Source organism: Pseudomonas sp. TNT2022 ID642, assembly GCF_028656995.1.
GTDB lineage: Bacteria > Pseudomonadota > Gammaproteobacteria > Pseudomonadales > Pseudomonadaceae > Aquipseudomonas.
On record NZ_JAMDGW010000012.1, the window covers coordinates 1 to 25355 of the forward strand.

24 protein-coding genes are annotated in these 25355 nt (G+C 60.7%); 11 read left to right on the forward strand and 13 right to left on the reverse strand.

Translation table 11 applies throughout. From position 1 onward, the window contains the following. Positions 1-174: 174 nt before the first annotated feature. Both M5G26_RS12385 and moaA read right to left on the reverse strand, forming a co-directional pair. Positions 175-1071: a bestrophin family protein gene (locus tag M5G26_RS12385; RefSeq protein ID WP_273915502.1), complete on the reverse strand. Its 897-nt coding sequence runs from the start codon at positions 1069-1071 to the stop codon at positions 175-177. Between the two features lie 36 nt (positions 1072-1107). Next, positions 1108-2106: a GTP 3',8-cyclase MoaA gene (gene moaA / locus M5G26_RS12390; protein ID WP_273915503.1), complete on the reverse strand. Its 999-nt coding sequence runs from the start codon at positions 2104-2106 to the stop codon at positions 1108-1110. A 354-nt stretch (positions 2107-2460) separates the two neighbouring features. Here moaA and M5G26_RS12395 point away from each other — a divergent pair, with 354 nt between their 5' ends. The 4 genes from M5G26_RS12395 (at position 2461) to M5G26_RS12410 (ending at position 7457) form a co-directional block, all read left to right on the forward strand. Beyond that, complete coding sequence (locus M5G26_RS12395) at positions 2461-4785, forward strand: FdhF/YdeP family oxidoreductase (protein WP_273915504.1); 2325 nt, start codon at positions 2461-2463, stop codon at positions 4783-4785. A 106-nt stretch (positions 4786-4891) separates the two neighbouring features. Beyond that, positions 4892-6295 carry a cytochrome ubiquinol oxidase subunit I gene (locus M5G26_RS12400; RefSeq protein ID WP_273915505.1) on the forward strand — a complete coding sequence of 468 codons (1404 nt, stop codon included), beginning with the start codon at positions 4892-4894 and terminating at the stop codon, positions 6293-6295. A 3-nt stretch (positions 6296-6298) separates the two neighbouring features. Next, the gene (gene cydB / locus M5G26_RS12405; RefSeq protein ID WP_273915506.1) at positions 6299-7315 is read left to right on the forward strand and encodes a cytochrome d ubiquinol oxidase subunit II; all 1017 of its coding nucleotides are present in this window, start codon (positions 6299-6301) and stop codon (positions 7313-7315) included. Further along, complete coding sequence (locus M5G26_RS12410; RefSeq protein ID WP_081265204.1) at positions 7302-7457, forward strand: DUF2474 domain-containing protein; 156 nt, start codon at positions 7302-7304, stop codon at positions 7455-7457. The genes cydB and M5G26_RS12410 overlap by 14 nt, the downstream gene beginning before the upstream one ends. Before the next feature lie 359 nt (positions 7458-7816). On the opposite strand, the gene M5G26_RS12415 is transcribed toward M5G26_RS12410, so the two are convergent. After that, a complete protein-coding gene (locus M5G26_RS12415) occupies positions 7817-8668 on the reverse strand; it encodes a CAP domain-containing protein (RefSeq protein WP_273915507.1) in 852 nt (283 codons plus the stop codon). A gap of 199 nt (positions 8669-8867) precedes the next feature. Here M5G26_RS12415 and M5G26_RS12420 point away from each other — a divergent pair, with 199 nt between their 5' ends. Continuing rightward, positions 8868-9488: a cell wall hydrolase gene (locus M5G26_RS12420; RefSeq protein ID WP_273915508.1), complete on the forward strand. Its 621-nt coding sequence runs from the start codon at positions 8868-8870 to the stop codon at positions 9486-9488. Here M5G26_RS12420 and M5G26_RS12425 read toward each other — a convergent pair. Beyond that, positions 9485-10372, reverse strand: a complete 888-nt coding sequence (locus tag M5G26_RS12425) for a LysR family transcriptional regulator (RefSeq protein ID WP_273915509.1) — start codon at positions 10370-10372, stop codon at positions 9485-9487. The genes M5G26_RS12420 and M5G26_RS12425 overlap by 4 nt on opposite strands. A 103-nt stretch (positions 10373-10475) precedes the next feature. Here M5G26_RS12425 and M5G26_RS12430 point away from each other — a divergent pair, with 103 nt between their 5' ends. Continuing rightward, positions 10476-11873: an MFS transporter gene (locus tag M5G26_RS12430; RefSeq protein WP_273915511.1), complete on the forward strand. Its 1398-nt coding sequence runs from the start codon at positions 10476-10478 to the stop codon at positions 11871-11873. A gap of 102 nt (positions 11874-11975) precedes the next feature. On the opposite strand, the gene M5G26_RS12435 is transcribed toward M5G26_RS12430, so the two are convergent. The 4 genes from M5G26_RS12435 to M5G26_RS12450 all read right to left on the reverse strand — a co-directional run bounded on the left by M5G26_RS12435 (position 11976) and on the right by M5G26_RS12450 (position 15301). Then, positions 11976-13424 carry a heavy metal sensor histidine kinase gene (locus M5G26_RS12435; protein ID WP_273915512.1) on the reverse strand — a complete coding sequence of 483 codons (1449 nt, stop codon included), beginning with the start codon at positions 13422-13424 and terminating at the stop codon, positions 11976-11978. Next, positions 13421-14092, reverse strand: a complete 672-nt coding sequence (locus M5G26_RS12440; RefSeq protein ID WP_016985270.1) for a heavy metal response regulator transcription factor — start codon at positions 14090-14092, stop codon at positions 13421-13423. The genes M5G26_RS12435 and M5G26_RS12440 overlap by 4 nt, the downstream gene beginning before the upstream one ends. A 9-nt stretch (positions 14093-14101) precedes the next feature. Continuing rightward, entirely contained in the window at positions 14102-14359 is a 258-nt protein-coding gene (locus M5G26_RS12445; protein WP_122607625.1) for a DUF2790 domain-containing protein, read from the reverse strand. Positions 14360-14590: 231 nt separating this feature from the next. Beyond that, positions 14591-15301: a murein L,D-transpeptidase catalytic domain family protein gene (locus M5G26_RS12450; protein WP_150694039.1), complete on the reverse strand. Its 711-nt coding sequence runs from the start codon at positions 15299-15301 to the stop codon at positions 14591-14593. A gap of 151 nt (positions 15302-15452) precedes the next feature. Between M5G26_RS12450 and M5G26_RS12455 the strand changes: the two genes are divergently transcribed. Continuing rightward, entirely contained in the window at positions 15453-17069 is a 1617-nt protein-coding gene (locus M5G26_RS12455) for a L,D-transpeptidase family protein (protein ID WP_150694040.1), read from the forward strand. A 3-nt stretch (positions 17070-17072) separates the two neighbouring features. Here the strand turns inward: M5G26_RS12455 and M5G26_RS12460 are convergent, their stop codons facing one another. Then, entirely contained in the window at positions 17073-17588 is a 516-nt protein-coding gene (locus tag M5G26_RS12460) for an HvfX family Cu-binding RiPP maturation protein (RefSeq protein WP_273915513.1), read from the reverse strand. Between the two features lie 392 nt (positions 17589-17980). Here M5G26_RS12460 and M5G26_RS12465 point away from each other — a divergent pair, with 392 nt between their 5' ends. The 3 genes from M5G26_RS12465 (at position 17981) to M5G26_RS12475 (ending at position 21179) form a co-directional block, all read left to right on the forward strand. Beyond that, positions 17981-18865 carry a LysR substrate-binding domain-containing protein gene (locus M5G26_RS12465; protein WP_034155572.1) on the forward strand — a complete coding sequence of 295 codons (885 nt, stop codon included), beginning with the start codon at positions 17981-17983 and terminating at the stop codon, positions 18863-18865. Positions 18866-18969: 104 nt separating this feature from the next. Next, positions 18970-20079, forward strand: coding sequence for an agmatine deiminase (gene aguA, locus M5G26_RS12470; protein WP_038366106.1), 1110 nt, complete (start codon positions 18970-18972; stop codon positions 20077-20079). Positions 20080-20081: 2 nt separating this feature from the next. After that, positions 20082-21179: an extracellular solute-binding protein gene (locus M5G26_RS12475; protein ID WP_273915515.1), complete on the forward strand. Its 1098-nt coding sequence runs from the start codon at positions 20082-20084 to the stop codon at positions 21177-21179. A 194-nt stretch (positions 21180-21373) separates the two neighbouring features. Here M5G26_RS12475 and M5G26_RS12480 read toward each other — a convergent pair whose 3' ends face one another. Genes M5G26_RS12480 through M5G26_RS12490 form a run of 3 tightly spaced genes read right to left on the reverse strand, consistent with a single transcriptional unit; the run spans position 21374 to position 23917 of the window. Then, positions 21374-22003 (reverse strand): DNA-3-methyladenine glycosylase family protein, encoded by a 630-nt coding sequence (locus M5G26_RS12480; RefSeq protein ID WP_273915516.1) that lies wholly within the window; start codon positions 22001-22003, stop codon positions 21374-21376. Between the two features lies 1 nt (position 22004). After that, on the reverse strand, positions 22005-22802 hold the full coding sequence (locus M5G26_RS12485) for an isocitrate lyase/PEP mutase family protein (protein WP_273915517.1): 798 nt from the start codon (positions 22800-22802) through the stop codon (positions 22005-22007). Between the two features lie 32 nt (positions 22803-22834). After that, complete coding sequence (locus M5G26_RS12490; RefSeq protein ID WP_273915518.1) at positions 22835-23917, reverse strand: bifunctional transcriptional activator/DNA repair enzyme AdaA; 1083 nt, start codon at positions 23915-23917, stop codon at positions 22835-22837. Positions 23918-24127: 210 nt separating this feature from the next. Between M5G26_RS12490 and M5G26_RS12495 the strand changes: the two genes are divergently transcribed. Continuing rightward, positions 24128-24541: a VOC family protein gene (locus M5G26_RS12495; protein WP_273915519.1), complete on the forward strand. Its 414-nt coding sequence runs from the start codon at positions 24128-24130 to the stop codon at positions 24539-24541. Here the strand turns inward: M5G26_RS12495 and M5G26_RS12500 are convergent. Then, positions 24538-25158: a LysE family translocator gene (locus tag M5G26_RS12500; RefSeq protein WP_134178495.1), complete on the reverse strand. Its 621-nt coding sequence runs from the start codon at positions 25156-25158 to the stop codon at positions 24538-24540. The two genes, M5G26_RS12495 and M5G26_RS12500, sit on opposite strands and share 4 nt — an antisense overlap. Positions 25159-25355 lie beyond the last annotated feature (197 nt).

Sequence of the window (25355 nt, forward strand, 5' to 3'; positions counted from 1 at the left end):
CCAGCTCCCACAATGATTTGTGGTGATGCTTGATGTTGAGGATGTACACAGAACCTGTGGGAGCTGGCTTGCCAGCGATGGCGGCAGGTCAGTTGGCATTGATGTTGGCTGACACGGCCTCTTCGCGAGCAGGCTCGCTCCCACAGGGTTTTGAGGTGTCTGCAGAGCTAAGGGTCAGCTCAGCACATAGTCCACAGGCTTCAGCGCCGGGGGGACTTCTGCGCCAAGCTCAGCGAGGATATCGCGTTCGATGGTGCGCACCAGTGCATCGGTGGGCAAGTCGTTTTCGTCGCGGCCGAACGGGTCTTCCAATTCATCGGCAATCGCATCCAGGCCAAAGAACGTGTAGCTGACAATCGCCGTGAACAGCGGCGTCAGCCAGCCCAGCGGCTCCGCCATGGCAAACGGCAGCAGGATGCAGAACAGATAAATCGTCCGGTGCAGCAACAGCGTGTAAGGAAACGGCAGCGGCGTGGTCTTGATCCGTTCGCACACGGCTTGCGCCTGGGTCAGGCTGGTCAGGTGATTGGCCAGCAACATGTAGCGCCACTCAGTCAGCTCACCGTTCTGATGCAGATCGGAACACTGCTGGCCAACCGTCTGCAAAATGCGCCCGCTGTAATCCGGTGTCTGCGGATCGGGTTTCGGCATGATCCATTGGCTACTGGCGTCCGCTTCGCTTTCTTTACGCAACCGCGCGTTCAACGCATGAGCAAAACCACAAAGATTGAGCAGCAACGGTTTACGCTCGGCGGACTCACGAATCACATGGGTTTCGCGAATCACCGAGCGAATGTGCACGATCACTTCGCCCCAGGACTTGCGCGCTTCATACCAACGGTCATAGCAAGCGTTGTTGCGAAAATTCATGAAGATCGACAGCGACAAACCCAGCAAGGTAAACGGCGTGGCGTTGACCTTGGTGAAGTTGCTTGGATGGAGGATTTCCACCAGCACGATGGCCGAAGCGAGCAGGGTGACCATCAACGTGCGCATGGCGATGCGCTTGGCGATCGAACCCTTGAGGGTGAAGAGAATGGCGAACTGGTTGACCTTGGGTCTGATGATCATGCTGTGCGGTTCCGATAACCGATGAAACTGGCGGGATCAGCCGCCGGTCATGTTCATGAAGCGCACGACCTGAACATCATCGTTCACTTCGAAATTATGTCGATACGGCTTGAGTTTCATCGCCTCGACGATAGCTTTCTCCAGCCGCTGCGGTTGCCCCGGGTGGGCGCGCAGCACCGCTTTAAGATCCACCGAATGCTCGTTACCCAGACACAGTAGCAGGCGCCCTTCGACGGTGAGGCGCACGCGGTTGCAGGTGCCGCAAAAATTGTGGCTATGCGGTGAGATAAAGCCCAGGCGAATCTCCGGCGCTTCCGCCAGCCGCCAGTAGCGCGAAGGGCCTTGGGTCGACTCCGCCGAGTCGATCAGGGTATAGCGCTCGGCAATCTTTTCCCGCACCTGCGCGCTGGAGAAAAACGACTCGGCACGGCTGTGTTCGCTGATGATCCCCAGCGGCATCTCTTCGATGAAAGAGACGTCGAGCTGACGGTCGATCGCGAAGCTCACCAGATCGTTGATCTCCTCATCGTTGCGACCCTGCATCACCACGACATTGAGTTTAGTGCGGGTAAAACCGGCCTTGCGCGCGGCATCGATGCCGTTGATCACCTGCGCCAGATCGCCGGTGCGGGTCATCTGTTTGAAGCGCGCCGGGTCGAGGCTGTCGAGGCTGATGTTCAGGCGCTTGACCCCGGCGTCGAACAGCGGCGCCGCGAGTTTGCCCAGTTGCGAGCCGTTGGTGGTCATGCACAACTCGCGCAGGCCGGGCAGGGCGGCGATCTGCTCACACAACTTGACCACGCCCGGACGGATCAGCGGCTCGCCACCCGTAAGGCGAATCTTGCGCGTGCCGAGCGCCACAAAGCTCTGCGCCAGTTGATAGATCTCTTCCAGCGTGAGGATTTTTTGCCGTGGCAGAAACTGCATGTCTTCTGCCATGCAATAGACGCAGCGGAAGTCGCAGCGGTCGGTCACCGACATGCGCAGATAGTCGACGCGGCGGTTGTAACCATCGATCAAGACACGCTCTGACATGACAGCCTCGCAGGAATGAAAACCACTGTAGAAGGGGTTTGGTCAGCGCAGGTTATGGCTAACTTTAAGTGCCGTCCAATCACTGTTAATGAACAGCTGATTGATCCCGTCGATGATGAATTATTTTGCGCCAAAAGTTGCTTCGTTAGTTTCGCAAAGCCCCGTAAATAAAGGGTTTTAATCCGTGATAGATGCTTTCGATAAGTCGGTCATTAATAGCGATTAGACAATGTTTTGTAACGGTTCATATCCTTGCCCCGGCAAACCCAACGACCCCTTTTCAACCTTGAAAGTCGGCCGTCGCTGTTTAACCGAATCAGGTTCATGCCTGTGTGCATCGTCATGGAGAGTCCCATGTCACAAGTCGACCGTTACAAACCCTACAAAGGCGCCGCAGCCGGTTGGGGCGCTGTTATCAGCCTGACCAAAAGCTGGCTGGGCAGTGAAAACGCCCTGAAAAACATCCGCGCCATGCTCAAGACCAACCAGAACGGCGGCTTCGACTGCCCGGGTTGTGCCTGGGGCGAAGCGCCGGGCGCGAGCATGTTGAAGTTCTGCGAAAACGGCGCGAAAGCGGTGAACTGGGAAGCGACCGGGCGTTTGGTCGACCCGGCGTTCTTCAACAAGTACACAGTGTCGAGCCTGGCCGAACAGAGCGACTACTGGCTGGAATATCAGGGTCGTCTGACCCACCCGATGCGCTACGACGCGCGGGTCGACCGCTATGTGGAAATCAGTTGGGAAGATGCGTTCGCACTGATCGCTGATCATCTGAAAAACCTCAAGTCGCCGCACGAGGCCGAGTTCTACACCTCCGGTCGTGCGAGCAACGAAGCGGCGTTTCTCTATCAGTTGTTCGTCCGCGCCTTCGGCACCAACAACTTCCCCGACTGCTCGAACATGTGCCACGAAGCGAGTGCGGTGAGCATGATCGAGACCCTCGGCGTTGGCAAAGGGACCGTGGTCTACGAGGATCTGCATCACGCTGACGCGATTTTCGTCATCGGCCAGAACCCCGGCACCAACCACCCGCGCATGCTCGAACCGCTGCGTGAAGCGGTAAAGCGCGGCGCACAAGTGGTCTGCATCAACCCATTGAAAGAGCGTGGCCTGGAGCGTTTCCAGAACCCGCAGAACCCGCTGGAAATGCTCAGCAACGGCTGGGAAGCGACCAACACCGCGTACTTCCGCCCGGCGCTGGGTGGCGACATGGCGATGATTCGCGGCATGGTCAAATTCCTGTTGCAGTGGGAGCGTGAGGCGCAGGCGACTGGCGGCGAACCGTTGTTCGATCACGCGTTCATCGCCGAGCACACTACGGGTCTGGACAGCTATCTGGCTGAAGTCGAGGCAACCAGTTGGGAGCATATTCTCGAGCAGTCCGGCGTGCCGTTGCATGACATCGAACTGGCCGCGCGCATGTATGGCCGCGCCAAGAGCGTGATCATGTGCTGGGCCATGGGCCTGACCCAACACGTGCACTCGGTGGCGACCTTGCAGGAAGTCATCAACCTGCAACTGCTGCGCGGCAACGTCGGCCGTCCGGGCGCAGGTCTGTCGCCGGTTCGCGGCCACAGTAACGTGCAGGGCGACCGCACGATGGGCATCAACGAACTGGCGCCGAAAGACCTGATGGACGCGTTGGAAAAACGCTTCAACTTCGACGTGCCGCGCATGCACGGGCACAACACGGTGATGGCGATCGGCGCCATGGAACGTGGCGAAGCCAAAGTGTTCATTGGTCTGGGCGGAAACTTTGCCCAAGCCACGCCGGACACCCCGCGCACCCACGCCGCCATGCGCAAACTCGACCTGACCGTGCACATCGCGACCAAGCTCAACCGCAGCCACTTGGTCACCGGTCGCGACGCGCTGATCCTGCCGTGCCTCGGGCGTACCGACATCGATATCCAGGCCGAAGGCCCGCAAGGCGTGACCGTCGAAGACACCTTCAGCATGGTGCATTTGTCGTTCGGTCAGTTGAAGCCGAAGTCGGCGCAGTTGAAATCCGAGCCGGCGATCATTGCCGGGATCGCCGCCGCGACGTTGGGCAAGCACCCGATCGATTGGGAGTGGGTGGTGGGCGACTACGGACGCATCCGCAACCTGATTGCCGACGTGATTCCGGGCTTCGAAAACTTCAATGAGAAGCTGTTGATTCCGGGGGGCTTCCACCTCGGCAACGACGCCTCGGATCGGGTCTGGAACACCGCCAGCGGCAAGGCTCAATTCACCCCGTGCGTGCTGCCGGAACATCTGATCAGCGAAGGCGTGCGCAACCTGCCGGTCAAGCCGCATCTGATCCTGCAAACCATGCGTTCCCACGATCAGTACAACACCACGCTGTATGGCCTTGATGATCGTTATCGCGGGGTTTACGGCATGCGTGATGTGATCTTCGCCAACGAGCAGGATATCCAGCGCTTGGGGTTCGAGCCGGGGCAGAAGGTTGATCTGGTGGCGCTGTGGGATGACGAACGTGAACGTCGGGTCAGCGGTTTCACCCTGATTGCCTACGACATTCCCGCAGGGCAGGCAGCGGCGTATTACCCGGAGACTAACCCTTTGGTACCGCTGGAAAGCTACGGCGATCGGACGTACACGCCGACCTCCAAATTCGTGGCGATCCGCCTCGAAGCCGCGAAGGTCAGCAACCTGATCCCGTCGTCGGTGGCGTAACCCGCCACTCATAAAAACATTGGCAATTTGACTGGCTGCAGGCGTTCGCGTCTGGCGGTGGCCCGGGTTCGTGCTGCCGCTTTTCAGCCTGGATGAGGACATCATCATGTTCAATCTGGAGGCACTGGACCTGGCGCGAATTCAATTCGCGTTCACGGTTTCGTTCCACATTATTTTCCCGGCAATCACCATTGGCCTGGCGAGTTTCCTCGCGGTACTCGAAGGTCTGTGGCTGAAAACCCATAACGACACGTACCGCGATCTCTACCATTTCTGGTCGAAGATCTTTGCGGTCAACTTTGGCATGGGCGTGGTTTCGGGGCTGGTCATGGCGTACCAGTTCGGCACCAACTGGAGCGGCTTCTCGGATTTTGCCGGGAGCATCACCGGGCCGCTTTTGACCTATGAAGTGCTGACCGCGTTCTTCCTTGAGGCCGGTTTCCTCGGGGTGATGCTGTTCGGCTGGAACCGTGTCGGCCGTGGCTTGCACTTCTTTGCCACGGTAATGGTCGCCATCGGCACGTTGATTTCGACGTTCTGGATTCTTGCGTCCAACAGCTGGATGCAGACGCCGCAAGGCTTTGAAATCGTCGACGGTCGGGTGATGCCGCTGGACTGGCTGGCGATCGTGTTCAACCCGTCGTTCCCGTTCCGGCTGGCGCACATGGCGATTGCCGCGTTTGTGGCGACGTCGTTCTTCGTCGGTGCCTCGGCTGCCTGGCATTTGCTGCGCGGCAATAACACGGCACCGGTGCGCAAGATGTTTTCCATGGCGTTGTGGATGGCCCTGATCGTTGCGCCGATTCAAGCGGTGGTCGGTGACGCCCATGGCTTGAACACGCTGGAACATCAACCGGCGAAAATCGCCGCCATCGAAGGCCACTGGGAGAACGCCGACAACGGCCCGACGCCGCTGGTGCTGTTCGGCATTCCTGATATGCAAGCGGAGAAAACCAGATATGCGTTGGAGATTCCCTATCTCGGAAGCCTGATCCTCACCCACAGCCTCGATAAGCAGATCCCGGCGCTGAAGAGCTTCCCGAAAGAAGACCGGCCGAATTCGACCGTGATCTTCTGGAGCTTTCGCGTCATGGCCGGGTTGGGGATGTTGATGATCCTCGTCGGTTTGCTGGGGCTGGCGTTGCGCCGGGGCGGCAAGCTTTATCAGCATCGCGGCTTCCAGCGTCTGGTGTTGTTGATGGGGCCGAGCGGCTTGATTGCGCTGCTGGCCGGTTGGATCACCACGGAAGTCGGGCGTCAGCCGTGGGTGGTGTACGGCTTGCTGCGCACCCACGACGCCGCGTCGCATCACTCGGTGGCGCAGATGAGCACGTCGCTGGCGCTGTTCGTGGTGATCTATTTCACCGTGTTCAGCGTGGGCATCGGCTACATGATGAAACTGGTGAACAAAGGCCCGCAGCCGCACCACGAACATCCGCCTGCGGGCGATGAATTGCAGACGCCGCGTCGACCGATTTCGGCGGCTACCGCCCCTATGAAGGAGCACTGAGTCATGGGTATTCAAGGTATCGATCTCTCGTTGATCTGGGGAGTGATCATCGCCTTCGGGGTGATGATGTACGTGATCATGGACGGCTTCGATCTGGGCCTCGGGATCCTGTTTCCGCTGATCCCGGACGAGCAGGAACGCGATGTGATGATGAACACAGTCGCGCCTGTCTGGGACGGCAATGAGACGTGGCTGGTGCTTGGCGGGGCGGCGTTGTACGGGGCGTTTCCGCTGGCGTACGGGGTGATTCTCGAGGCGCTGTATCTGCCGCTGATCCTGATGCTCTGCGGGCTGATTTTCCGCGGCGTGGCGTTCGAGTTTCGCTTCAAGTCATCGCCGCAAAAACGTCATTGGTGGGACAAGGCGTTTATCGGTGGTTCGCTGCTGGCGACGTTCTCCCAGGGTGTGGTGATTGGTGCGTACGTGTCCGGGATTCCGGTGGTCGATCGGCAGTTTGCCGGCGGCGGTCTGGACTGGTTGGCGCCGTTTCCGCTGGTGTGTGGCGTGGGGCTGGTGATTGCGTACGCGTTGCTTGGCAGCACGTGGTTGCTGGTCAAGACCGAAGGCATGCTGGAGTCGCGGATGCGTCTGTTCACCCGGCCGCTGGCCTTGCTGTTGATGGTGATGGTGCTGGTGATTGGCGTGTGGACCCTGCAACTGCATCCCGAGCTGGCAGTGCGTTGGTCGACGCACGGGCATCTGCAGGTGTTTGCCGGGTTGGTGATGTTGGCGTTGCTGGCGCTGTTCGGGCTGCTGCGCACGTTGCGTCAGCGGCATACGCACTGGCCGTTTGTGTTCACCCTGGTGCTGATGTTGCTCGGTTACATCGGCCTGGCGCTGAGCATCTGGCCGAACATCATCCCGCCGTCGGTAAGCATCTGGGCCGCCGCGTCACCGCCGTCGAGCCAGTTGTTTGCGCTGATCGGTGCACTGTTCATCCTGCCGGTGATTCTGATGTACACCTTCTGGAGCTACTACGTGTTCCGCGGCAAAGTGAGGATTGGCGATGGCTACCATTGATTCGCGAGAAGTGAAATCCAGCCGCTGGTACAAGCGTCTGGGCTGGCTGTTGTTGATCTGGCTGGGCAGCGTGGTGTCGCTGGCGGTGGTGGCAAGCCTGCTGAAACTGGCGATGTATGCCGCGGGCATGCGGACCCATTGACCCAAAAAACCGGAGCCTGGCTCCGGTTTTTTATTGCCCCGATCTTTCGTGCAATTGCTCACCCTGTGGGAGCTGGCTTGCCAGCGATAGCGGTGGGTCAGTCGACATCAATGTTGAAGGGGCGGGCCTCATCGCTGGCAAGCCAGCTCCCACAGGTTTCTGTGCTAGTCAGCGAATATGAGAACACCACCGAACACTGTGGGAGCGAGCCTGCTCGCGAAGGCGTCAGGTCAGACAATGTTGATGTTGAATGTAAGGGCCTCTTCGCGAGCAGGCTCGCTCCCACATTTGATCTCGGTTCGGCCGAAGATCGACTGATCAACTCAAGCCCCTGTGGGAGCGGTGTGTTTGAGATTGGCTTACTGAGCGCCGAACATCGCGGTCCAGTAAATGCCGGCGCTGCTTTTCGGGTCGGTCGCGTAAGCGGCGCCGAGTTCCTGGTATTGCGGGTTCATCAGGTTGGCGCAGTGGCCGGGGCTGGCGAGCCAGCCTTCGACGACTTTGTGCACGGTGTCTTGTCCGGCGGCGATGTTTTCGCCGACCAGTTGCCCGCTGTAACCAGCGAGTTCCGCGCGGTCGCCCGGGGTGCGGCCGTCGCGGTCCTTGTGGTCGAGGTAATTGTTGTTGGCCATGTCGCGGCTGTGATCCTGGGCGATCGTGCCCAGTGTTGCGTTCCAGGCCAGAGGTGCGGCAGCGGCGAACGCCTGACCGCCACACTGACGGGCCTGACTGCGGGCACCGTTGAGTTCACTCAGCAATTTCTGCCCTTCACTTTGTGCATCACCGAGCTTGGCCGACAGCAGCGGCCGCGCCAGCACGATGCGCCAGTCACGGTCGTCGCGGCTGACTCCGACATCGACAAACTGCGGATCGAGCACCACCTGACAGAAACTTTCCTGAATCGCCTTCATCGCCGACGCCGCATCACGCGGGCCGTTGAGCGTGATCGCTTGCACATTGACCATCGGGTAACTGGCGCTGGCCATGGCTTGCTGCAGATCGACAGCACCGGTGGCGCGTAATCTCAGCCGTGGATCAGCTGACAGCGGTGGCAGTTCATTCGACGCCTGACTGCCGCAACGCTGCGGCTGGCTGCGGTAGCCGTTGATCGACTCGATCAATTGCGATTCATCGCCGGCCAGCGCCGGGATGGCAAACACAATGCCCACGGACAACGCGGCAAAACGCAAAACGGATGGCATGAAGCGCATGGAAATCTCCCTGGAGCTGAATGCGCCCATGATGCGCGAAAGGCCCCCGGGGAGTGCAATGTCTTTTTTCTTCATTCACCCGGTTTTCTGCGCAACTTTGCCTCTGGTTTTGCCGTCTACACTCACCGAAGAGCCCGGAAACCGGGTGTCTCCCCGACGTAACACCTTGCCCGACTCGGGCGCTGCCGGAAGAACAGACATGGGATTGAAAGGCTGGGCGGGTTGTCTCGTATTCACCCTGTTGGCAGGCTCTGCATGGGCCACCGATCAGGCCCCGATCAAAGCGAAGGCTGAAGAAAAAGCCCAAGTGCTGGAAGAGAAAGCGGCGGACAAAGTCAGCGCCGCACCGGCACCGAAAGCCGAAGCCATCACCCCGACCGAAGTGCAGGCGGTCGACCCGGCCGGCGCGGCGCCGCTGGATGATCCGATCACTTGCCTGGCGCGCAGTATCTATTGGGAAGCCAAAGGCCGGGACACCCCGGAAATGGAAGCCGTGGCCAGCGTGGTGATGAATCGCCTCGGCCACGAGGGCTTTCCCGACAACATTTGCGCTGTCGTCAAACAAGGTTCGGAAACCAAGAGCTGCCAGTTTTCCTGGTGGTGCGACGGGCGTCCGGATCAGGTCAAGGAAGATGCCGAATACTCGCTGGCCAAGGATATCGCCCGCAAAGCGCTGAACCGCCAGCTCAATGATCGCACCAACGGCGCGCTGTATTTCCACGACCGCAATGTGCATCCGAGCTGGGCCAAGGAATATCGCAAGACCGCCGAAACGAAAAAGTTTCTCTTCTACAAACCTGCCGGCGGCGACGCGCGTTAAGCGCAGACTTGCCGCACACAATCGCGCAGCCAGCGATGCGCTGGGTCAGCGTCCATGCGCGGATGCCAGAGCATCGACACACTGATGTCCGGCATCGCGAAGGGCAGGGCGAAACTGTGCAGGCCCGTGCGTAGTTTGCTGGTATGACGCTGCGGGACTGTGGCGATCAGGTCTGACTCACGCACCAGCGTCAGCGCCGCCGAGAATCCACCGAATGAGGTGACGATGTCTCGTGTCAGCCCTAGCGCGAGTAACGCTTCGTCGACCGGGCCACTGCTGCGCCCGCGTCGGGAGATCAGAATGTGCTCGCCGCCGGCAAAGCGCCTGCTGGTGATTTTCCCCGTGCTCAAAGGATGCCCCTCACGCACCACACCAATCCATTGATCCTGAAACAGGATGCGGCTGTGCAGCGTCGGGTCGGTGCTGTCATCGACCACGCCGGTTTCCAGATCGACGCGACCTTCGCGCAGCGGCGTGCTGTCCTTGTCGGCTTTCTGCACAAAGCGCAGGCGTACATCGGGCGCTTCTTCAGCGATACGCGCGAGCAGGGCGGCGGCGAAGGTTTCAACAAAGCCGTCGGTGTTGCGCAGGGTGAAGGTGCGTTGCAATCGGCGCGGGTCGAGCACCTCGGCAGGGCGTAAAACCGCTTCGGCGTCTTGCACCAGATGACTGACCCGCTCGCGCAATTCGAGTGCGCGCGGCGTTGGCACCAGGCCTCGACCCGCACGAACCAACAGCGGATCGCCCGTGGTTTGGCGCAGACGGGCGAGGGCGCGGCTCATGGCCGATGGACTCAACTGCAGGCATTTGGCAGCGCGGGCGACGCTGCCTTCGCGCAGTAAAACGTCGAGGGTGATCAGCAGGTTCAGATCCGGCGCAGTCATGACATGGCGTTCCATGCAGGTATTGAGTGCAAAGCATGCGTCTTGCGCCGGGTGTTGTCGAGGCTCAGGCTATGACGCATCACCTTTGCGTTGCGAGCCGAGCATGCCCCGAGAACCCCTGAGCACTCCCGCCCGATGGGCACTGACCAGTCTGGCCCTGTCGATGTTGATGCCGTCGCTGGACACCAGCATCGCCAATGCTGGGCTGCCGATTCTGGCGACGGCGTTTGATGCGACGTTTCAACAAGTGCAATGGATCGTGCTGGCTTATCTGCTCGCGATCACTACATTGATTGTCAGTGTCGGGCGGTTGGGCGATGGCTTTGGTCGGCGTCGATTGCTGTTGATCGGGATCGGCATTTTCACCAGCGCTTCGCTGGCCTGTGCGCTGGCACCGGGACTCGGTTGGCTGATTGGCGCACGGGCGGTGCAAGGTGTTGGCGCGGCGATGATGTTCGCCTTGACCGTGGCGCTGGTGGCCGATGCGGTGCCCAAGACGCGGGCGGGCAGTGCGATGGGTTTGTTGGCGACGATGTCGGCGACGGGCACCAGTCTTGGGCCGTCGCTGGGTGGGTTGTTGATGACGCATGTCGGCTGGCAGGCGATTTTCCTGCTCAACGTGCCGCTGGGCTTGCTCAATGTCTGGCTGGTGTATCGCTTTCTGCCGGCGGATCGCGCAGCAGGGCCGCGAGTGACGTTCGATTATTCTGGCAGCGTAGTGCTGGTGTTGACGCTGGCGGCGTATGCGCTGGCAATGACCCTTGAAGGTTTCACCGTGCCGTTGCTGTTGGCCAGCCTGTGTGGCGCAGGATTGTTCATCGTGGTCGAGATGAAGGCGAAGTCGCCGCTGATTCGTTTGTCGCTGTTCAGCGACAAACGACTGAGCAGCAGCCTGACGCTGACGTTGCTGGTGACGACGGTGATGATGACCACGCTGGTGGTCGGTCCGTTTTACCTGCACCGGGGTTTGGGTCTCAGCAGCACAATGGTCGGAGTGGCGTTATCGATCGGACCGTTGTTGTCTGCGTTTGGCGGTGTGCCGGCCGGGCGTCTGGTGGATCGTTTCGGCGCGCGCCGGATCGTGCCGGGCGCGTTGCTTGGCATGGCCTGCGGTTGTGGCTTGCTGGCGCTGTTGCCGATGAGTCTGGGGTTGCCCGCGTACTTACTGCCGGTTGCCGTAGTCGCTGTTGGTTATGCGTTGTTTCAGGCAGCCAACAACACCGGATTGATGGCGGGTGTTCGTCAGGAGCAGCGTGGCGTGGTCTCGGCGATGCTCGGTCTGGCGCGCAACCTCGGCTTGATCACCGGGGCTGCGGTGATGGGCGCGGTGTTTGCGCTGGCGGCGGGGGATCCAACGCAGGCGCCGGCAACGGCGATTGCCAGTGGATTGCATATCACTTTCGGCGTCGCCTCAGCACTGATGCTGACAGCCCTGATCATCAGCCGAGCCGAGATCAAGCTGTGGGAGCGACAGCGCGCCGATTCGACCTGCTCACGGTAGCTGCGGGTCAGGGAAAGTTGATGTTGATCAAGCTGACCTCATCGCTGGCAAGCCAGCTCCCACAGGGTTTTGGGTTGGCCGGAGATCTGGATTCAGCGCCAATCATTGTGGGAGCTGGCTTGCCAGCGATGACGGCGGAAAAGTCGATGAAGGTGATCGCCGGGCGGGGAAGAACAGTTCAAAACAGGTGATGCCATCGACACTGCTGACGCTATAGCGGCCCTGATGCAACTGCATGATGGTTGCCACGATCGACAGGCCCAAACCGTTGGATTGCGCCGAGCGCTCGCGTGACTGATCGACGCGGTAAAAACGTTCGAACAGTCGTGCCAGATGTTCCGGCGCAATGGTTGTGCCGTGGTTGCGTACCCGCAGATAGCTGCCATCCGCCTCGGCAATCGCTTCCACCTGCACCGTCGAATCCGCCGCGCCGTACTTGATCGCATTCGCGCACAGGTTGGCCAACGCGCGGCGCAACAGCATCGGCTCGGCCCAGATCACACCGCTGCCGCGCGCCTTGATGCACACGCCGACATCCGCCGCGAGGCCTTCAAAATAATCGGCAATACGCTGCATCTCATCCGCCGCATCCAGTTCCTGGCGCTGACTCAAGGCACTGGCCGGATCGGTGCGCGCCAGAAACAGCATGTTGTCGAGCATCCGCGTCAGGCGTTCCAGTTCTTCGACGTTGGAGGCGAGCAACTGCTGGTAGGCCTCGATGCTGCGGTGCTGCTGCAGCGCGACCTGAGTTTCGCCGAGCAGATTGTTGATCGGCGTGCGTAACTCATGGGCCATGTCGGTGGACACCTGACTCAACTGCGCAAAGCCCTTGGCGAGCCGATCGAGCATGGCATTGAACGCCTCGATCATCGGCAGCAACTCCCGTGGGGCGCCGTGACTGTCGAGGCGTTCGCCGAGGTTGCCGACGCCAATACCGTGGGCGTGTTTTGCCAGTCGCCGCAACGGCAGCAACCCGCGATACACCAGCAGACAACCCACCACCGCCAGTAACAGCGCCGCCAGCGAGGCCAGGCCATAAACACTCAAACGGTAATTGGCGAGCATCGCCGTGCGCTCGCTCATCAGGCGCCCGGTGGTGACTTGCAAACTGCCCAGCTCACCGGAATCGATACTCGCCGCCACCGCCGAAAACGGTACGCCGTCGACACTTGGCAGATGCTGCACGTCCTTTAGCGTCATCGCCTGGTCGATGGGCACCGCCGGCAGCGTCGGCGGCTTCAGATTGCCCGGGTTGACCACCAGCAACGGCGGTTGTCCTGGTGCGCCGATGGTCAGCAGCGCTTCGCGGTTGCCGAGCATGTTCTGGAACAGCGCCGGTTTGTTCTTGATCAACTCCAGGGTGTTGCTGTCGTTTAGGAAGGTGCGCAACTGGTCGACGCGACTGACCAGCGCGGTGTCATCACGGCGGATCAACTGTTGCTCCAGTTCGTTGTACAGCGCGGCACCGAGGCCCGCCAGCGAAGCGAAGGCGAGCAGGGCGAACACCAGCGCCAGGCGCAGGGTCAGCGAATACGCGCGTCGGCTGCTCATGGCTGCGTATCGAAGCGATAGCCGATGCCACGCACGCTGTGGATCAGCTTGAGCTGGAACGGGTCATCGATCTTCGCCCGCAAGCGGCGCACGGCGACATCGACGACGTTGGTGTCGCTGTCGAAATTCATGTCCCACACCCGTGAGGCGATCAGCGAACGCGCCAACACCTGCCCGGTATGCGTGGCGAACAATTGCAACAACGCAAACTCCTTGTTGGTCAGGGTGATGCGCACCCCGGCGCGCGTCACGCGGCGCTTGAGCACGTCGATCTGCAGGTCGGCCACTTGCAGTTGTTCGTCTTCATGGATCGGCCCGCGCCGGGTCAGGGTGCGCAGACGCGCCACCAGTTCGGCGAAGGAAAACGGCTTGATCAGGTAATCGTCGGCGCCCAGTTCCAGGCCTTTGACGCGGTCAGCGATATCGTCGCGGGCGGTGAGGAACAGTACCGGCGTGTCGGCCTCCTTGCGCAACCGGCGCAGGACTTCCCAGCCATCCATTTTCGGCATCATCACATCGAGCACGATCACATCGAAACTGTGTTCCAGCGCCAGGTGCAGCCCGTCGGCACCGTCGCGGGCGAGGCTGACGCTGTAACCCAGTTCCTGCAAACCGTTGAGCAGGTAGTTGCCCGCCTTGGGTTCGTCTTCGACAACCAGAATATTCATCGATCAGTCTCAATGGTCATTGATGCAGCCGCTGCCTTGTACCTGATAGTCCAGCACATGTTCGCGGCCCTGATGGTCGAGGTAATTCAATTGCGCCGGAACCACGCCACACGCTTGTGAAATATCGGTGCTGGACAGGACTTTGTCGACATCGAGATTGACGTAGAAGCCGGATTTGTCATGAATCACGGCGGTGTCGGGCATGTTCGCGGCGAACACGCTGCCAGTGGCGAGGAGGGCGGTGAAGGCGAGCAGGAGGGTTTTCATGGTCAGTCACTCAGTGGTCACAGTTGATCGGCATTGGCGCCGGGACAACTTCAGGCTACCGAGCGATCCGCACGGCAAACCGACAGCTGAATGACAAAGTTGTAATGAAAGTGACTGCGAATCTCCCTGTAGGAGCTGCCGAAGGCTGCGATCTTTTGATCTTGCTTCTAAAAGTCAAAGTCAAAAGATCGCAGCCTTCGGCAGCTCCTACAGGGAATTTGTGGTGGTCGGTCAGCTCGCGTGGGTATTGAGAATGCTCGCCACCTGCTGCGGCTGGCAGTTCAGATACGGCGACGACTTCAACCAGCGCTGATCCGGATACCACGAAAACATGAACTGGCCATTCTTCAACCGGTCGATCACCTGCTTGGCAATCTGTGGCCTTACTGCCGGGCAACCCTGGCTGCGGCCGATGCGCCCCTGTTTCTTGCTCCAGAGCGGATTCACATAACTGGCCGCGTGAATGACGATGGCGCGATCGCGGGCCATGTCATTGAAGCCCGGCTCCAGACCGTCCATGCGCAGCGAATAACCGTGGGTGCCGCTGTAGCTTTCCTGAGTGCGGAACAGGCCGAGGCTGGACTGATAGCTGCCTTCGACATTGGAAAACTGCGTGGCGAAGTTTTCCCCGGAGTTGGAGCCGTGGGCAACCAGATCGCGCAGCACCAATTTCTTTTTGCTGAGGTCGAAGATCCACAGACGGCGTTCGGTGGATGGTTGCGAATAATCGATGATCGCCAGGTGGCGCGACGGTTTCGCACCGTTGTTGACCGCGCATTGCATGGCGTTCAAAGCACCTTTCAGCGCCTGGGGATTGAGTTCTGGCGCGGCGTGCGCGAGGCTGGTTAAGAGAACCGGCGATGGTTTGCCGGCGGCAAAAACGGGACTGGTCACGACGAGAGCGGTGGCAGTCAACAGAAGTCGGCGCAAAAACGTCAACATTTTATAAAGTGTCCTCACTTGCTACTTATTTGGCACTTTGGCTCCTGACTCCCAGTCAATACCCGCAAGCCCGTCGATCGAGCCTGACTCTCAAGCGCACCTGATGTAAGGTTGGCCATCATCTGGACGGCCATGGATTGGAGTAAAGCAGTTGTTCAAAAAGTACGCATGCTACTTGAGCATTTGTTTGCTCGCTGCGCCGTTTGTCGCTTGTGCCGATGAGCCGTTGCCGCCGCTGGAGACACTGCCAACGCCACCGGCCGAAATGCCGGTCGAGCCGCAAAGCCCGTTGCAGGCCGTAATGATCAGCTTGGCGCAGTCTTGCCCGGCGATTGCCGCACAGCTCAACGGCCCGGCGCTGACGCAACTGCAAGCCTTCTACCAGCAGCAGGACTGGATGCCGGTGTGGGCGAGTGAATCTGCGCGATTGCCGATGTTGCAGGCGCAATTGCAGTTGTTGGCCGATGATGGCCTCAATCCAAAACGCTATCCGATCCCGACCACGGCGCCCCAGGATGGCGAGTTGTGTGCCGACATCGACATCAGTCGCAACTATCTTCAGGCCCTGCAGGATTTGCACTACGGTCGCCTGCTGCAATCGCACTTCGAACCGCTGTGGCATGCCGACGCCACCCCGCGCGACCGTCAGGCGGAATTGTTGGCCATCGCCGTACCGGGCATGCATGACATCCCCGCCGCGTTCGACCTGGCGCGTCCGCGTCTGGCGCAATATCAGGATCTGCGTCAGCTCTACGCGGCGCAACGGCTCAAAGCCTTGCCGCAATGGCAGTCGGTGGGCAGCGGGCCGCTGCTGCGCCCGGACATGGAAGACCAACGGGTGCCGGAACTGGCTCAGCGTCTGTACAGCGAAGGTTACCTGACCCACGTCATTGGCACGCCCGGCAACGCTTATGACGGCGTGCTGGTCGATGCGGTGAAGAGTTTTCAGGCCAATCATTCGTTACAGGCCGACGGCGTGGTCGGGCCGGGGACGATTGCCGAACTCAACATCAGTCCGCTGACCCGCCGTGAACAACTGCGGGTCAACCTTGAACGTTTCCGCTGGATGGCCCAGGACATGGAGCCCAATGGCTTGCTGGTCAACGTCGCCGCTGCCGAGCTGACGCTGTATCAGGGCGGTGTTCCGGTGTGGCAAACGCGCACTCAGGTCGGCCGTGCCGAACGGCAGACGCCGCTGCTCAAATCGCGAGTCACGCGCCTGACCCTGAACCCGACCTGGACCGTGCCGCCAACCATCTGGAAGGAAGACAAGCTGCCGGCAATCCGCAAGGACCAGACCTTCCTCAGCCGGCAGAACCTGCAAGTGCTCGACGCCAACGGTCAGCCGCTGGCGGCAGCGGACATCGATTGGGACAACCCCGGCAACATCATGCTGCGTCAGGATGCCGGGCCGCGTAATCCGCTGGGGCAAATGGTTATCCGCTTCCCCAACCCGTTCTCGGTGTACCTGCACGACACGCCAAGCAAGGCACTGTTCGAAAAAGGCCCACGCGCTTTCAGCTCCGGTTGCGTGCGCGTCGAGCACCCGATGCAACTGCGCGATCTGCTGCTGACCCCGGCGGAAAAGGCCCGCACCGAAACCCTGCTGGCCACCGGCACCACCCACGAATTTCGCTTGTCGGCGCCGGTGCCGATCCTGATGACCTACTGGACGGCACAGGTCGACAGCAGCGGGCGCGTGCGTTACTCGCCGGACATCTACAGCCGTGACAGCGCCTTGCTCGTCGGGCTTGATCGCGCGCATTGAGCCTCAGCGGGTGCTTCTGTTCCAGAACACCCGCGCCAGCCACGCATCGACACTCAACTTGCCAGCCCCGGCGAACACCAGCGGTAGCAGCGCGGCCAGGTAAATCGCCGGCAGCTTGAAGTTGCCGAAGCCTTTGTTAGTGATCGCATAACCCTGCGCCAGCTCGCTCAGTGACGACCAGTCGGCCGGCCAGTGCACGGCGGCGGTGGCGACGACCGTTACCACGATCAGCGAAATCGCTGAGATCCGTGTCCCGAAGCCCACCAGAATCGCCAGCGCACAGATCAGCTCGGCCCACATCGACAGTTCCCAGTTCAAGGTTGCCGGCAGGTGATCGAACGGGAAGGGGAATTTGTCCTGGATGTCTTCGAACCAGTTCTGCCCGTTGAATTTCTCTAGCCCGGATTCGAAAAACTCCCAGGCGATGAACAGGCGCAGGGTCAGTGGGGCGAGCCAGGTACCGGCGCGGTCGAGGTTCAGGTGCAGGGATTTGACCGCAGTTGAAAGGGTGGTGGTCATGAGGCGTCTCCGGTGAGTTGAGTGAAATCGACCGGGGCATTTCAGCGTTGGGGTGTATCGGGGATGTGTCGGCGGGGTGGGGGACTGTGCTTTAGGTGTGTCTGCGGCTTCCGGGTATACAGTGCGATACAGGCAAAAGCCCCTCACCCTAACCCTCCCGAAACGTCGGACCGCCCAGAGGGAGAGGGGACTGACCGAGTTGTCTTGCGTCATCCATCGACCTGTGAAATCCGGTCGATTATGGATTCACCGAAGCACGTTCAGGTCGGCGTACATCCTCAATATCCCCCGATCGGCCCCCTCTCCCTCCGGGAGAGGGCTGGGGTGAGGGTAACGGGCTGGACTCAAATCGACGAGCCAGTCAGCATGACCCAAAAAATGGATCCCCCCACATGCGACGACTCCCCTCACTGGCCGCCCTGCGCACCTTCGAATGCGCCGCCCGCCACGCGCATTTCGGCCGGGCCGCCGCCGAACTGTGCGTCACCGACAGCGCCGTCAGCCATCAGATCCGCCAGCTCGAAGAACAACTCGGCGTCTCACTGTTCATCCGCGAAGGCCGACAAATCCGCCCGACCATCGCCGCCGGACGCCTGATGCAAAGCCTGCAACAAGCCTTCGAACTGATCGGCGATGCCTGCGATGAACTGCGCGACCCATCTTCGCTGGCCGTGCTCAGACTGGCCGTCACCGCCGAACTCGCGCAAAAGTGGCTGATGAGTCGCCTCACCGATTTCTACGCGCGTTATCCGCACATCACCCTGCACCTCTACGAACAACCGATCGACGCCACGGCGCCCGGCGAAGACATTGATCTGGCGATCACCTACGGCACCGGCCCGGTGGACAGCAGTGCTTACTTCGTTCGGCCGCTACCAGCCTTGCAGTTCTTCCCGGTGTGCAGCCCCGGCCTGTTCAACCAAGGCACTTTGAAAACCCCGAAGGATCTGGCCCGCCACTGCCTGCTGCACGACGATCAGGACGGCAAGACCTGGACCGCTTGGCTGACCAGCCACGCCGGTGATCTACGCCCACAGCGTCAGTTGTATTTCGCCCACGCCGGTCTGGCGCTGGAAGCCGCGGCGCAAGGGCAGGGCGTGGCCATGGGCGACAACCTCACCGCGCAGGAAGATCTGCAAAGTGGCCGGCTGGTGCGCCCATTCGCTTCCAGCATGACCGCCCTCGGCCAATACGCGTTGGTCTGCGAGCGGCTGCGACTGGAGCGTCCGGCGGTCGCGCAGATGCTCGAATGGTTCAACGATCAACTGGCCGATTGATGAGTTGAATTCAACTGTTCCGCAATAATCATCGTTGGCGGGCGTACTGCTTGCGCCGTTAGCCTGTGGTCATTCCATTCCCATCGCGAAGACGAGGTTTGACCATGGCACGTTTGCTCGACTCCACCCCCAAACACGACGGCTTCCGTCTGCCCGGCGAATTTGAAGCCAAGTCCGGCTGCTGGCTCGGCTGGCCGGAGCGCACCGACGTTTGGCGCAACGGCGCGAAACCGGCGCAGAAAGTCTGGGTGCAGATCGTCACCGCCATCTCCCACAGCGAACCGGTCACCGTGTGCGCATCGGCCGCGCAGTTCGCCACGGCGCGTCGGCAGTTGCCGCCGCAAGTGCGCGTGGTCGAGATGACCTGCAACGACACCTGGTTCCGCGACAGCGGCCCATGCTTTGTGGTCAACGATCAGAGCGGTGAAGTGCGCGGCGTCGACTTCGAATTCAACGCCTATGGCGGTCTTGACGGCGGCCTGTATTACCCGTGGGACAAGGACGATCAGATCGCCAGCAAGATCCTCGAGATCGAGCGTTTCGACCGCTACCGCGCACCGTTGATTGCCGAGTTGGGCGGCATCCAGAGCGACGGCCAGGGCAGCATCCTCACCACCGAACAGTGTCTGCTCAACCGCAATCGCAACCAGCATCTGGGCAAGGACGAAGTGACCCGACGCCTGACTGATTACCTCGGTGCCGAGCAAGTGATCTGGCTGCCACGCGGCTGCAAGTTCGACGAAACCGATGGCCATGTCGATGACCTCGCCTGTTTCGTGCGTCCCGGTGAAGTGGTGTTGCAATGGACCGACAACCGCGACGATCCGCAGTGGGAAATCTACCAGGAGGCCTACGACATCCTGCGCAGCACCCGCGACAGCCGAGGGCGCGAGCTGATCGTGCACAAATTGCCGCAACCGGATGTGCTCGAGTGGACCGCCGAAGAAGCAGAAGGCCTCGATCAGCAGGACAGCACTCACACCCGTCAGGCCGGCACGAAAATCTGCGCGTCGTACATCAACTACTACGCCGGCAACAGCTCGATCGTGGTGCCGCTGTTCGGTGATCGTAACGACAAGGTTGCCATGGCGACGCTGGCCGAACTGTTCCCGCAGCACAAGATCGTCGGCATCGAAAACTCCCGGGAAATCCTCCTTGGCGGCGGCAACGTCGCGTGCATCACCATGCCGCAATACGCCGGCAAAGGAGTGTAATCATGCGCCTGCACAAACTGACTCAAGCGTTATTGCTGGTGCTTGCACCCCTGTGTGTGCAGGCCGCCGACACCGAGAAGCCGGTGGTTAATCTGTACATCTGGGGCGAGTATCTGGCGCCGGATACGCTGAAGAATTTCGAGGCCAAGACTGGCATTCATGTGGTCGTCGATCACTTTGATTCACTGGAAACCGTCGAGACCAAACTGCTTACCGGGCGCAGCGGTTACGACCTGGTGTTAACCGCTGGCCAGCACCTGTCGCGCGCCATCGAGAGCGGCGCGATCCAGCCGCTGGACAAGGCCCGGGTGCCGCATTTTGCCGGGGTCGGCGAGGAGTTTCGCCAGCACATGGCGGTGTTCGATCCGGGCAATCGCTACGCCGGGATTTACGCCTGGGGCACCACTGGCGTCGGCTATCAGGAACAGGCGATCAAGCAGCGTCTGCCCGATGCACCGACGGACAGTTGGGCGATGTTGTTCGATCCGGCGGTGGTGGCGAAATTCGCCGATTGCGGGGTGAGTTTGCTCAACGATCCCAACGAGGTATTTGCCGCCGTCATGAAGTACATGGGGCTGGACATCAACCGACAGAATCTCGATGACTTGAAACTTGCCGAGCAGCAGTTGGCGAAGATCCGGCCGTACATTCGCTATTTCGACAACGACCTGAACATCAGCGACCTGGCTAACGGCAACACCTGCGTGGCGATGTCGTGGAATGGCAATGTGGCGATCGCGGCGGGGCAGGCTGAGGCGGCGAAGAAACCGTTCACGCTGAGTTACCGGATTCCGAAGGAGGGCACGTTGATCTGGTTTGATGCCATGGTCGTGCCCAAGGACGCGCCACATCCCCAGGCGGGGTTGGCGTTGATGGATTATTTGATGACGCCGGAGGTGATTGCGCCGATTACTGACACCATTCACTACGCCAATGCGATCACGGCGGCGGATGGCTTGGTCGATGCAGCGATTCGCAATGATCCGGGGACTTATCCGTCAGAGCAGGTCAGGGCTTCTTTGTATAGCAAGAATGACAATGGCAAGGTGTTCAATCGGGCGTTGATCCGGGCGTTCAGCCGGTTGAAGTCCGGGCTGTGAAAAGCCGACCCTCACCCCAGCCCTCTCCCTCCGGGAGAGGGGGCCGACCGAGGTGTCTTGCGTTAAACACCGACCTGAAAAACCGAGTCGATTATGGATCTAAGTTTTGGCGATCATGGATTCAAAGGCGCTATTTCAAGTCGGCGTAAATCTCCAATATCCCCCAATAAGTTCCCTCTCCCACTGGGAGAGGGTTAGGGTGAGGGCAGCGGTTTAGGCACCCGCCACAAATACCACGCCGCCACCGTCCGATACGGCCGCCACGCCAACCCGATCTCAACCATCTGCCTGCGCGTCGGCTGCACCTCCAACCCCTTCAACCGCCGATACCCCTCACGCACACCAAAGTCATCCGCCGGCAAAATATCCATGCGCTCCAGGCTGTAGATCAACAACATCTCCACCGTCCAGCGACCCACCCCGCGCAAACTGACCAAACGTTCGATCAACACCTCATCGTCCATCGCTAGCGCCGTGGCGTAATCCGGCACCACGCCATCCAGCGTCGCCTGGGCAATCCCCTGGATCGTCGCAATCTTGCCCGCGGAAAACCCGCAACTGCGCATGCGCTCGAAATCCGTCGCAAGAATCTGCTCTGGCCGAGGAAACGTTTGCCCCGGGAACAACCCCACCAAGCGCCCGACAATCGCATCCCCGGCCTTGGCATGCAGTTGCTGATAAGCAATCGCCCGCACCAGCGACTCGTATGGATCACGCGCCGGATGCGGTTGATGCAGGCACGGGCCGACCTCAGCGATGTGACGCTGCCAGTCCGGATCAAGCGCGGCCAGATACTCGCGGGCCGCTTGATAGGCGTCGGCCATGTTATTTCAGCAAGCCGTTGACTTCGCCGTAGGTGAAAGCCTTGAGGTCATGGGTGTCGAGTTTGCCGCTGGCCAGAAAGCTTTTCACCAGCCCGCCCATCGCGCCATAGAGGAATTCGGCGATGCCGGAACCTGCGCTCAAGCGGCGCACGCCCAGTGCTTGCAGTTCTTCCGGTGAAGGCAAGCAAGCGAAGCCCAGCACATTGACCGGCAGCGTCGAGCCTTTGCAGATGGCCTCGATTTCATAGGCCGACGTGACGCCCGCCGCGAACAGACCATCGGCGCCCGCCGTTTGATACAGCGCGGCACGATGCAGGGTTTCGGCGACGCGATCCTCGGCCGGCACAAGGCTTTTCAGATATACGTCGGTGCGCGCATTGATGAACAGCTGCACATTGCGCTTGTTGGCAACCTGTCGCGCCACTTCGATCTTGCGCGCGAGCAACTCGGGATCCGCAGAACCATCCTCGATATTGATGCCCACGGCACCCGCCGCGATCACCGCATCCAGCACTTCGGCCACGCGCCCGAGGTCATCGGAATAGCCGGCCTCGACATCCACGGTCAACGGAATGCTGATCACCCGGGCGATGGCTGCCACCGTCGCCACCAGCCGTTCAAGGGGCAGGGCGTTGCCGTCCGGATATCCGTGGGCCCAGGCCACCGCCGCGCTGCTGGTGGCCACGGCTTTACCGCCCAAATGCTCGACCAGTCGCGCCCCGGTGGCATCGGCGACATTGGTTAGAATCAACAGGCCTTGCTGGTGCAACTGGTGAAACTGCGTAGCGAGCGCGTTCATCAAAAATCCTTCTTGTCAGTCGATTCGGTTGCTCAGAATGCCAGTTGTTGGGTGAGTTGCACGGCGGCGTTTTCCAGCCGCAGCAGAAACGCTTTGCGCGGTTGTCCACCACCATAGCCGGTCAGCGAGCCATCCGCGCCGATCACCCGATGGCAGGGCACCACGATCGACAGCCGATTGTGTCCGTTGGCCAGGCCGACCGCACGACTGGCGCCGGGTTTGCCCAAACCGGCGGCGATGGCGCCGTATGTACTGGTGTGGCCGTAGGGGATTTGCAGCAACGCTGACCAGACCTGCCGGGCGAACTCGCTGCCGGGCAGGTGCAGTGGCACGCTGAATTCGCTGAGCTTGCCGGCGAAGTACGCCGCCAGTTGCTGCTCGATCTGCTGCAAATGCGCGTTGTGCCCCGGCGCGACTGCGTAGCCATAGCGATTTTGCAGCTCCTCGACTTCGCGGGTCAGCGCCGGTCGATCAAGAAACTCCAGCAACACCAGTCCGCGCCGCTCAGCCATGGCGATCATCGGCCCCAGCGGCGTGGTCAACCGGGTGAACAGCAGCGGTTCACTCTGTTTGGCGCGGCCCGGGGTGATGTGGAAGGACTTCTGGAAAGCATCGCGAAAACCGCTGAGCGATTCATAGCCAGAATCAAATGCAGCATGATCAATCGAGGTGCCTTGCTTGATCCCGCCCAGCGCCATGCCCAAGCGCCGGGTGCGCAACCAGGCATGGAAGGTCATGCCGAAATGCTGCTTGAACCAGCGCCGCAGTTTAAGCGGTTCGATACCTTCGGCGAGCAGTTGCGCATCGCTCCAGCGCATCTCCGGGTCGGCTTCCACGGCGGTGAGCAGGTGTTGCACCCAGTCCGGCGCGATGGCGGCGGCGTCCAGCGGCTTGCAACGCAGGCAGGCGCGATAGCCGGCCGACATGCATTCGTCGGCATGGGCGAAGAACTCGACGTTCTCCGGTTTCGGCTTGCGCGCCGTGCAACTCGGGCGGCAGAAGATCCCGGTGGTTTTCACGGCCGTGAAGAACACGCCTTCGTAGGCAGTGTCTCGTTCGAGCATGGCGCGAACCATTTCGGCGTGGGGCGGCAGGACAGCGGTTTGTATGTTCATGGTTCGAGAGTAAAACCAGATTCTCGATGGCTCCACCGAAAAATCGACAGTGAATTTTCAAATCCCCTGAACTACCGTGTAGGAGCTGCCGCAGGCTGCGATCTTGATCGTTCCCACGCTCTGCGTGGGAATGCAGCCCGGGACGCTCGGCGTCCCAAAATCCCAGATCGCCGCTATCGGCAGCTCCTACCGTTTGTTGAGGTGTGCCCGATGCATCCGTTTTCCATCCAACACATTGATCACATCGTCCTGCGCGTCGCGGATCTGCAACGCAGCATCGACTTCTACGGCCAGGTGTTCGGCGCCGAGGTGGTCAAACGCAACGAACCGCTGGGCCTGATCCACCTGCGCGCCGGCACGTCGATGATCGACCTCGTCGACCTGCAAGGCGAACTCGGCCGCAAGGGCGGCGGGGCGGCCGGGGCCGAGCGGCGTAACGTCGATCACTTCTGCCTGCGCATCGAACCGTTTGATGAAGCGGCGCTCATTACACACTTGCAATCACACGGACTGAGCGTCGAAAAAGCCGCCCGCCGCTTCGGTGCCGAGGGCTACGGCTTGTCACTGTATTGCTTCGACCCGGACGGCAATCAGGTCGAACTCAAAGGCCCGTCCGATGCTTAAGCACGTTTGGCCATCAACAGCACCGAAGCCGCCGCCGACAGCAGGCCCGCGCAGCAACGATTGAACATTCGTTTACCACGCGGCTCGGCGAACCAGCGGCGCATGTGCAGGCCCATCCACGCGTAGGCGCTGATGGCGATCCACTCCAGCAGCAGAAACAGCACGCCCAGCACCGCAAATTGCGCCGGCACCGGCCGCGCCGGGTCGACGAACTGCGGCAGAAACGCGGTGAAAAGAAGGATCGCTTTCGGGTTCCCGGCCGCCACCAGAAACTCCTGCCGCGCCAACGCCAAGAACCCCACTGTTGCTGCGGTCGCCTGCTGCTCGGCCTCGGGATTGGCACGCCACAACTGCCAGGCCAGATACAACAGATACGCCGCGCCAATGATTTTGATCGCATGGAACAGCCATTCCGAGGTCTGCAGTACCACCGACAGGCCCGCACCGGCCAGCGCAATCATCCCGGCGAACGCCAGAATCCGCCCGATACCCGCCGTGCAGGCGCGGCGAAAGCCATAGCGCGTTGCGTTGCTGACCGACAACAGATTGTTCGGCCCGGGGGCCATGTTCAGGGCGAAACAGGCCGGAAGAAACAGGATGAGCGTGGCGAGATCCATGACGGCACTCCAGTAACGAGAACGATATTTTTATCACAGCCCCCACACGCCCAGACCCATACAGTCACGCAGCGCTGTCGCGGTACAGCGCCCGGCGCTGTTGGGCAACGCGGTCGAACTTTTTGCAGATGCCTTCACTCTGTATCAGTCATAGGGTGATGGTTTCGTCAGAAAAAACTATCCATCCGGTCAGAAAC

What these genes read in the sequence shown, in the direction of transcription:
- M5G26_RS12385 (WP_273915502.1), bottom strand. Translation starts at nt 1,071, where the DNA reads ATGATCATCAGACCCAAGGTCAACCAGTTCGCCATTCTCTTCACCCTC.
- moaA (WP_273915503.1), bottom strand. Translation starts at nt 2,106, where the DNA reads ATGTCAGAGCGTGTCTTGATCGATGGTTACAACCGCCGCGTCGACTAT.
- M5G26_RS12395 (WP_273915504.1), top strand. Translation starts at nt 2,461, where the DNA reads ATGTCACAAGTCGACCGTTACAAACCCTACAAAGGCGCCGCAGCCGGT.
- M5G26_RS12400 (WP_273915505.1), top strand. Translation starts at nt 4,892, where the DNA reads ATGTTCAATCTGGAGGCACTGGACCTGGCGCGAATTCAATTCGCGTTC.
- cydB (WP_273915506.1), top strand. Translation starts at nt 6,299, where the DNA reads ATGGGTATTCAAGGTATCGATCTCTCGTTGATCTGGGGAGTGATCATC.
- M5G26_RS12410 (WP_081265204.1), top strand. Translation starts at nt 7,302, where the DNA reads ATGGCTACCATTGATTCGCGAGAAGTGAAATCCAGCCGCTGGTACAAG.
- M5G26_RS12415 (WP_273915507.1), bottom strand. Translation starts at nt 8,668, where the DNA reads ATGCGCTTCATGCCATCCGTTTTGCGTTTTGCCGCGTTGTCCGTGGGC.
- M5G26_RS12420 (WP_273915508.1), top strand. Translation starts at nt 8,868, where the DNA reads ATGGGATTGAAAGGCTGGGCGGGTTGTCTCGTATTCACCCTGTTGGCA.
- M5G26_RS12425 (WP_273915509.1), bottom strand. Translation starts at nt 10,372, where the DNA reads ATGACTGCGCCGGATCTGAACCTGCTGATCACCCTCGACGTTTTACTG.
- M5G26_RS12430 (WP_273915511.1), top strand. Translation starts at nt 10,476, where the DNA reads ATGCCCCGAGAACCCCTGAGCACTCCCGCCCGATGGGCACTGACCAGT.
- M5G26_RS12435 (WP_273915512.1), bottom strand. Translation starts at nt 13,424, where the DNA reads ATGAGCAGCCGACGCGCGTATTCGCTGACCCTGCGCCTGGCGCTGGTG.
- M5G26_RS12440 (WP_016985270.1), bottom strand. Translation starts at nt 14,092, where the DNA reads ATGAATATTCTGGTTGTCGAAGACGAACCCAAGGCGGGCAACTACCTG.
- M5G26_RS12445 (WP_122607625.1), bottom strand. Translation starts at nt 14,359, where the DNA reads ATGAAAACCCTCCTGCTCGCCTTCACCGCCCTCCTCGCCACTGGCAGC.
- M5G26_RS12450 (WP_150694039.1), bottom strand. Translation starts at nt 15,301, where the DNA reads ATGTTGACGTTTTTGCGCCGACTTCTGTTGACTGCCACCGCTCTCGTC.
- M5G26_RS12460 (WP_273915513.1), bottom strand. Translation starts at nt 17,588, where the DNA reads ATGACCACCACCCTTTCAACTGCGGTCAAATCCCTGCACCTGAACCTC.
- M5G26_RS12465 (WP_034155572.1), top strand. Translation starts at nt 17,981, where the DNA reads ATGCGACGACTCCCCTCACTGGCCGCCCTGCGCACCTTCGAATGCGCC.
- aguA (WP_038366106.1), top strand. Translation starts at nt 18,970, where the DNA reads ATGGCACGTTTGCTCGACTCCACCCCCAAACACGACGGCTTCCGTCTG.
- M5G26_RS12475 (WP_273915515.1), top strand. Translation starts at nt 20,082, where the DNA reads ATGCGCCTGCACAAACTGACTCAAGCGTTATTGCTGGTGCTTGCACCC.
- M5G26_RS12480 (WP_273915516.1), bottom strand. Translation starts at nt 22,003, where the DNA reads ATGGCCGACGCCTATCAAGCGGCCCGCGAGTATCTGGCCGCGCTTGAT.
- M5G26_RS12485 (WP_273915517.1), bottom strand. Translation starts at nt 22,802, where the DNA reads ATGAACGCGCTCGCTACGCAGTTTCACCAGTTGCACCAGCAAGGCCTG.
- M5G26_RS12490 (WP_273915518.1), bottom strand. Translation starts at nt 23,917, where the DNA reads ATGAACATACAAACCGCTGTCCTGCCGCCCCACGCCGAAATGGTTCGC.
- M5G26_RS12495 (WP_273915519.1), top strand. Translation starts at nt 24,128, where the DNA reads ATGCATCCGTTTTCCATCCAACACATTGATCACATCGTCCTGCGCGTC.
- M5G26_RS12500 (WP_134178495.1), bottom strand. Translation starts at nt 25,158, where the DNA reads ATGGATCTCGCCACGCTCATCCTGTTTCTTCCGGCCTGTTTCGCCCTG.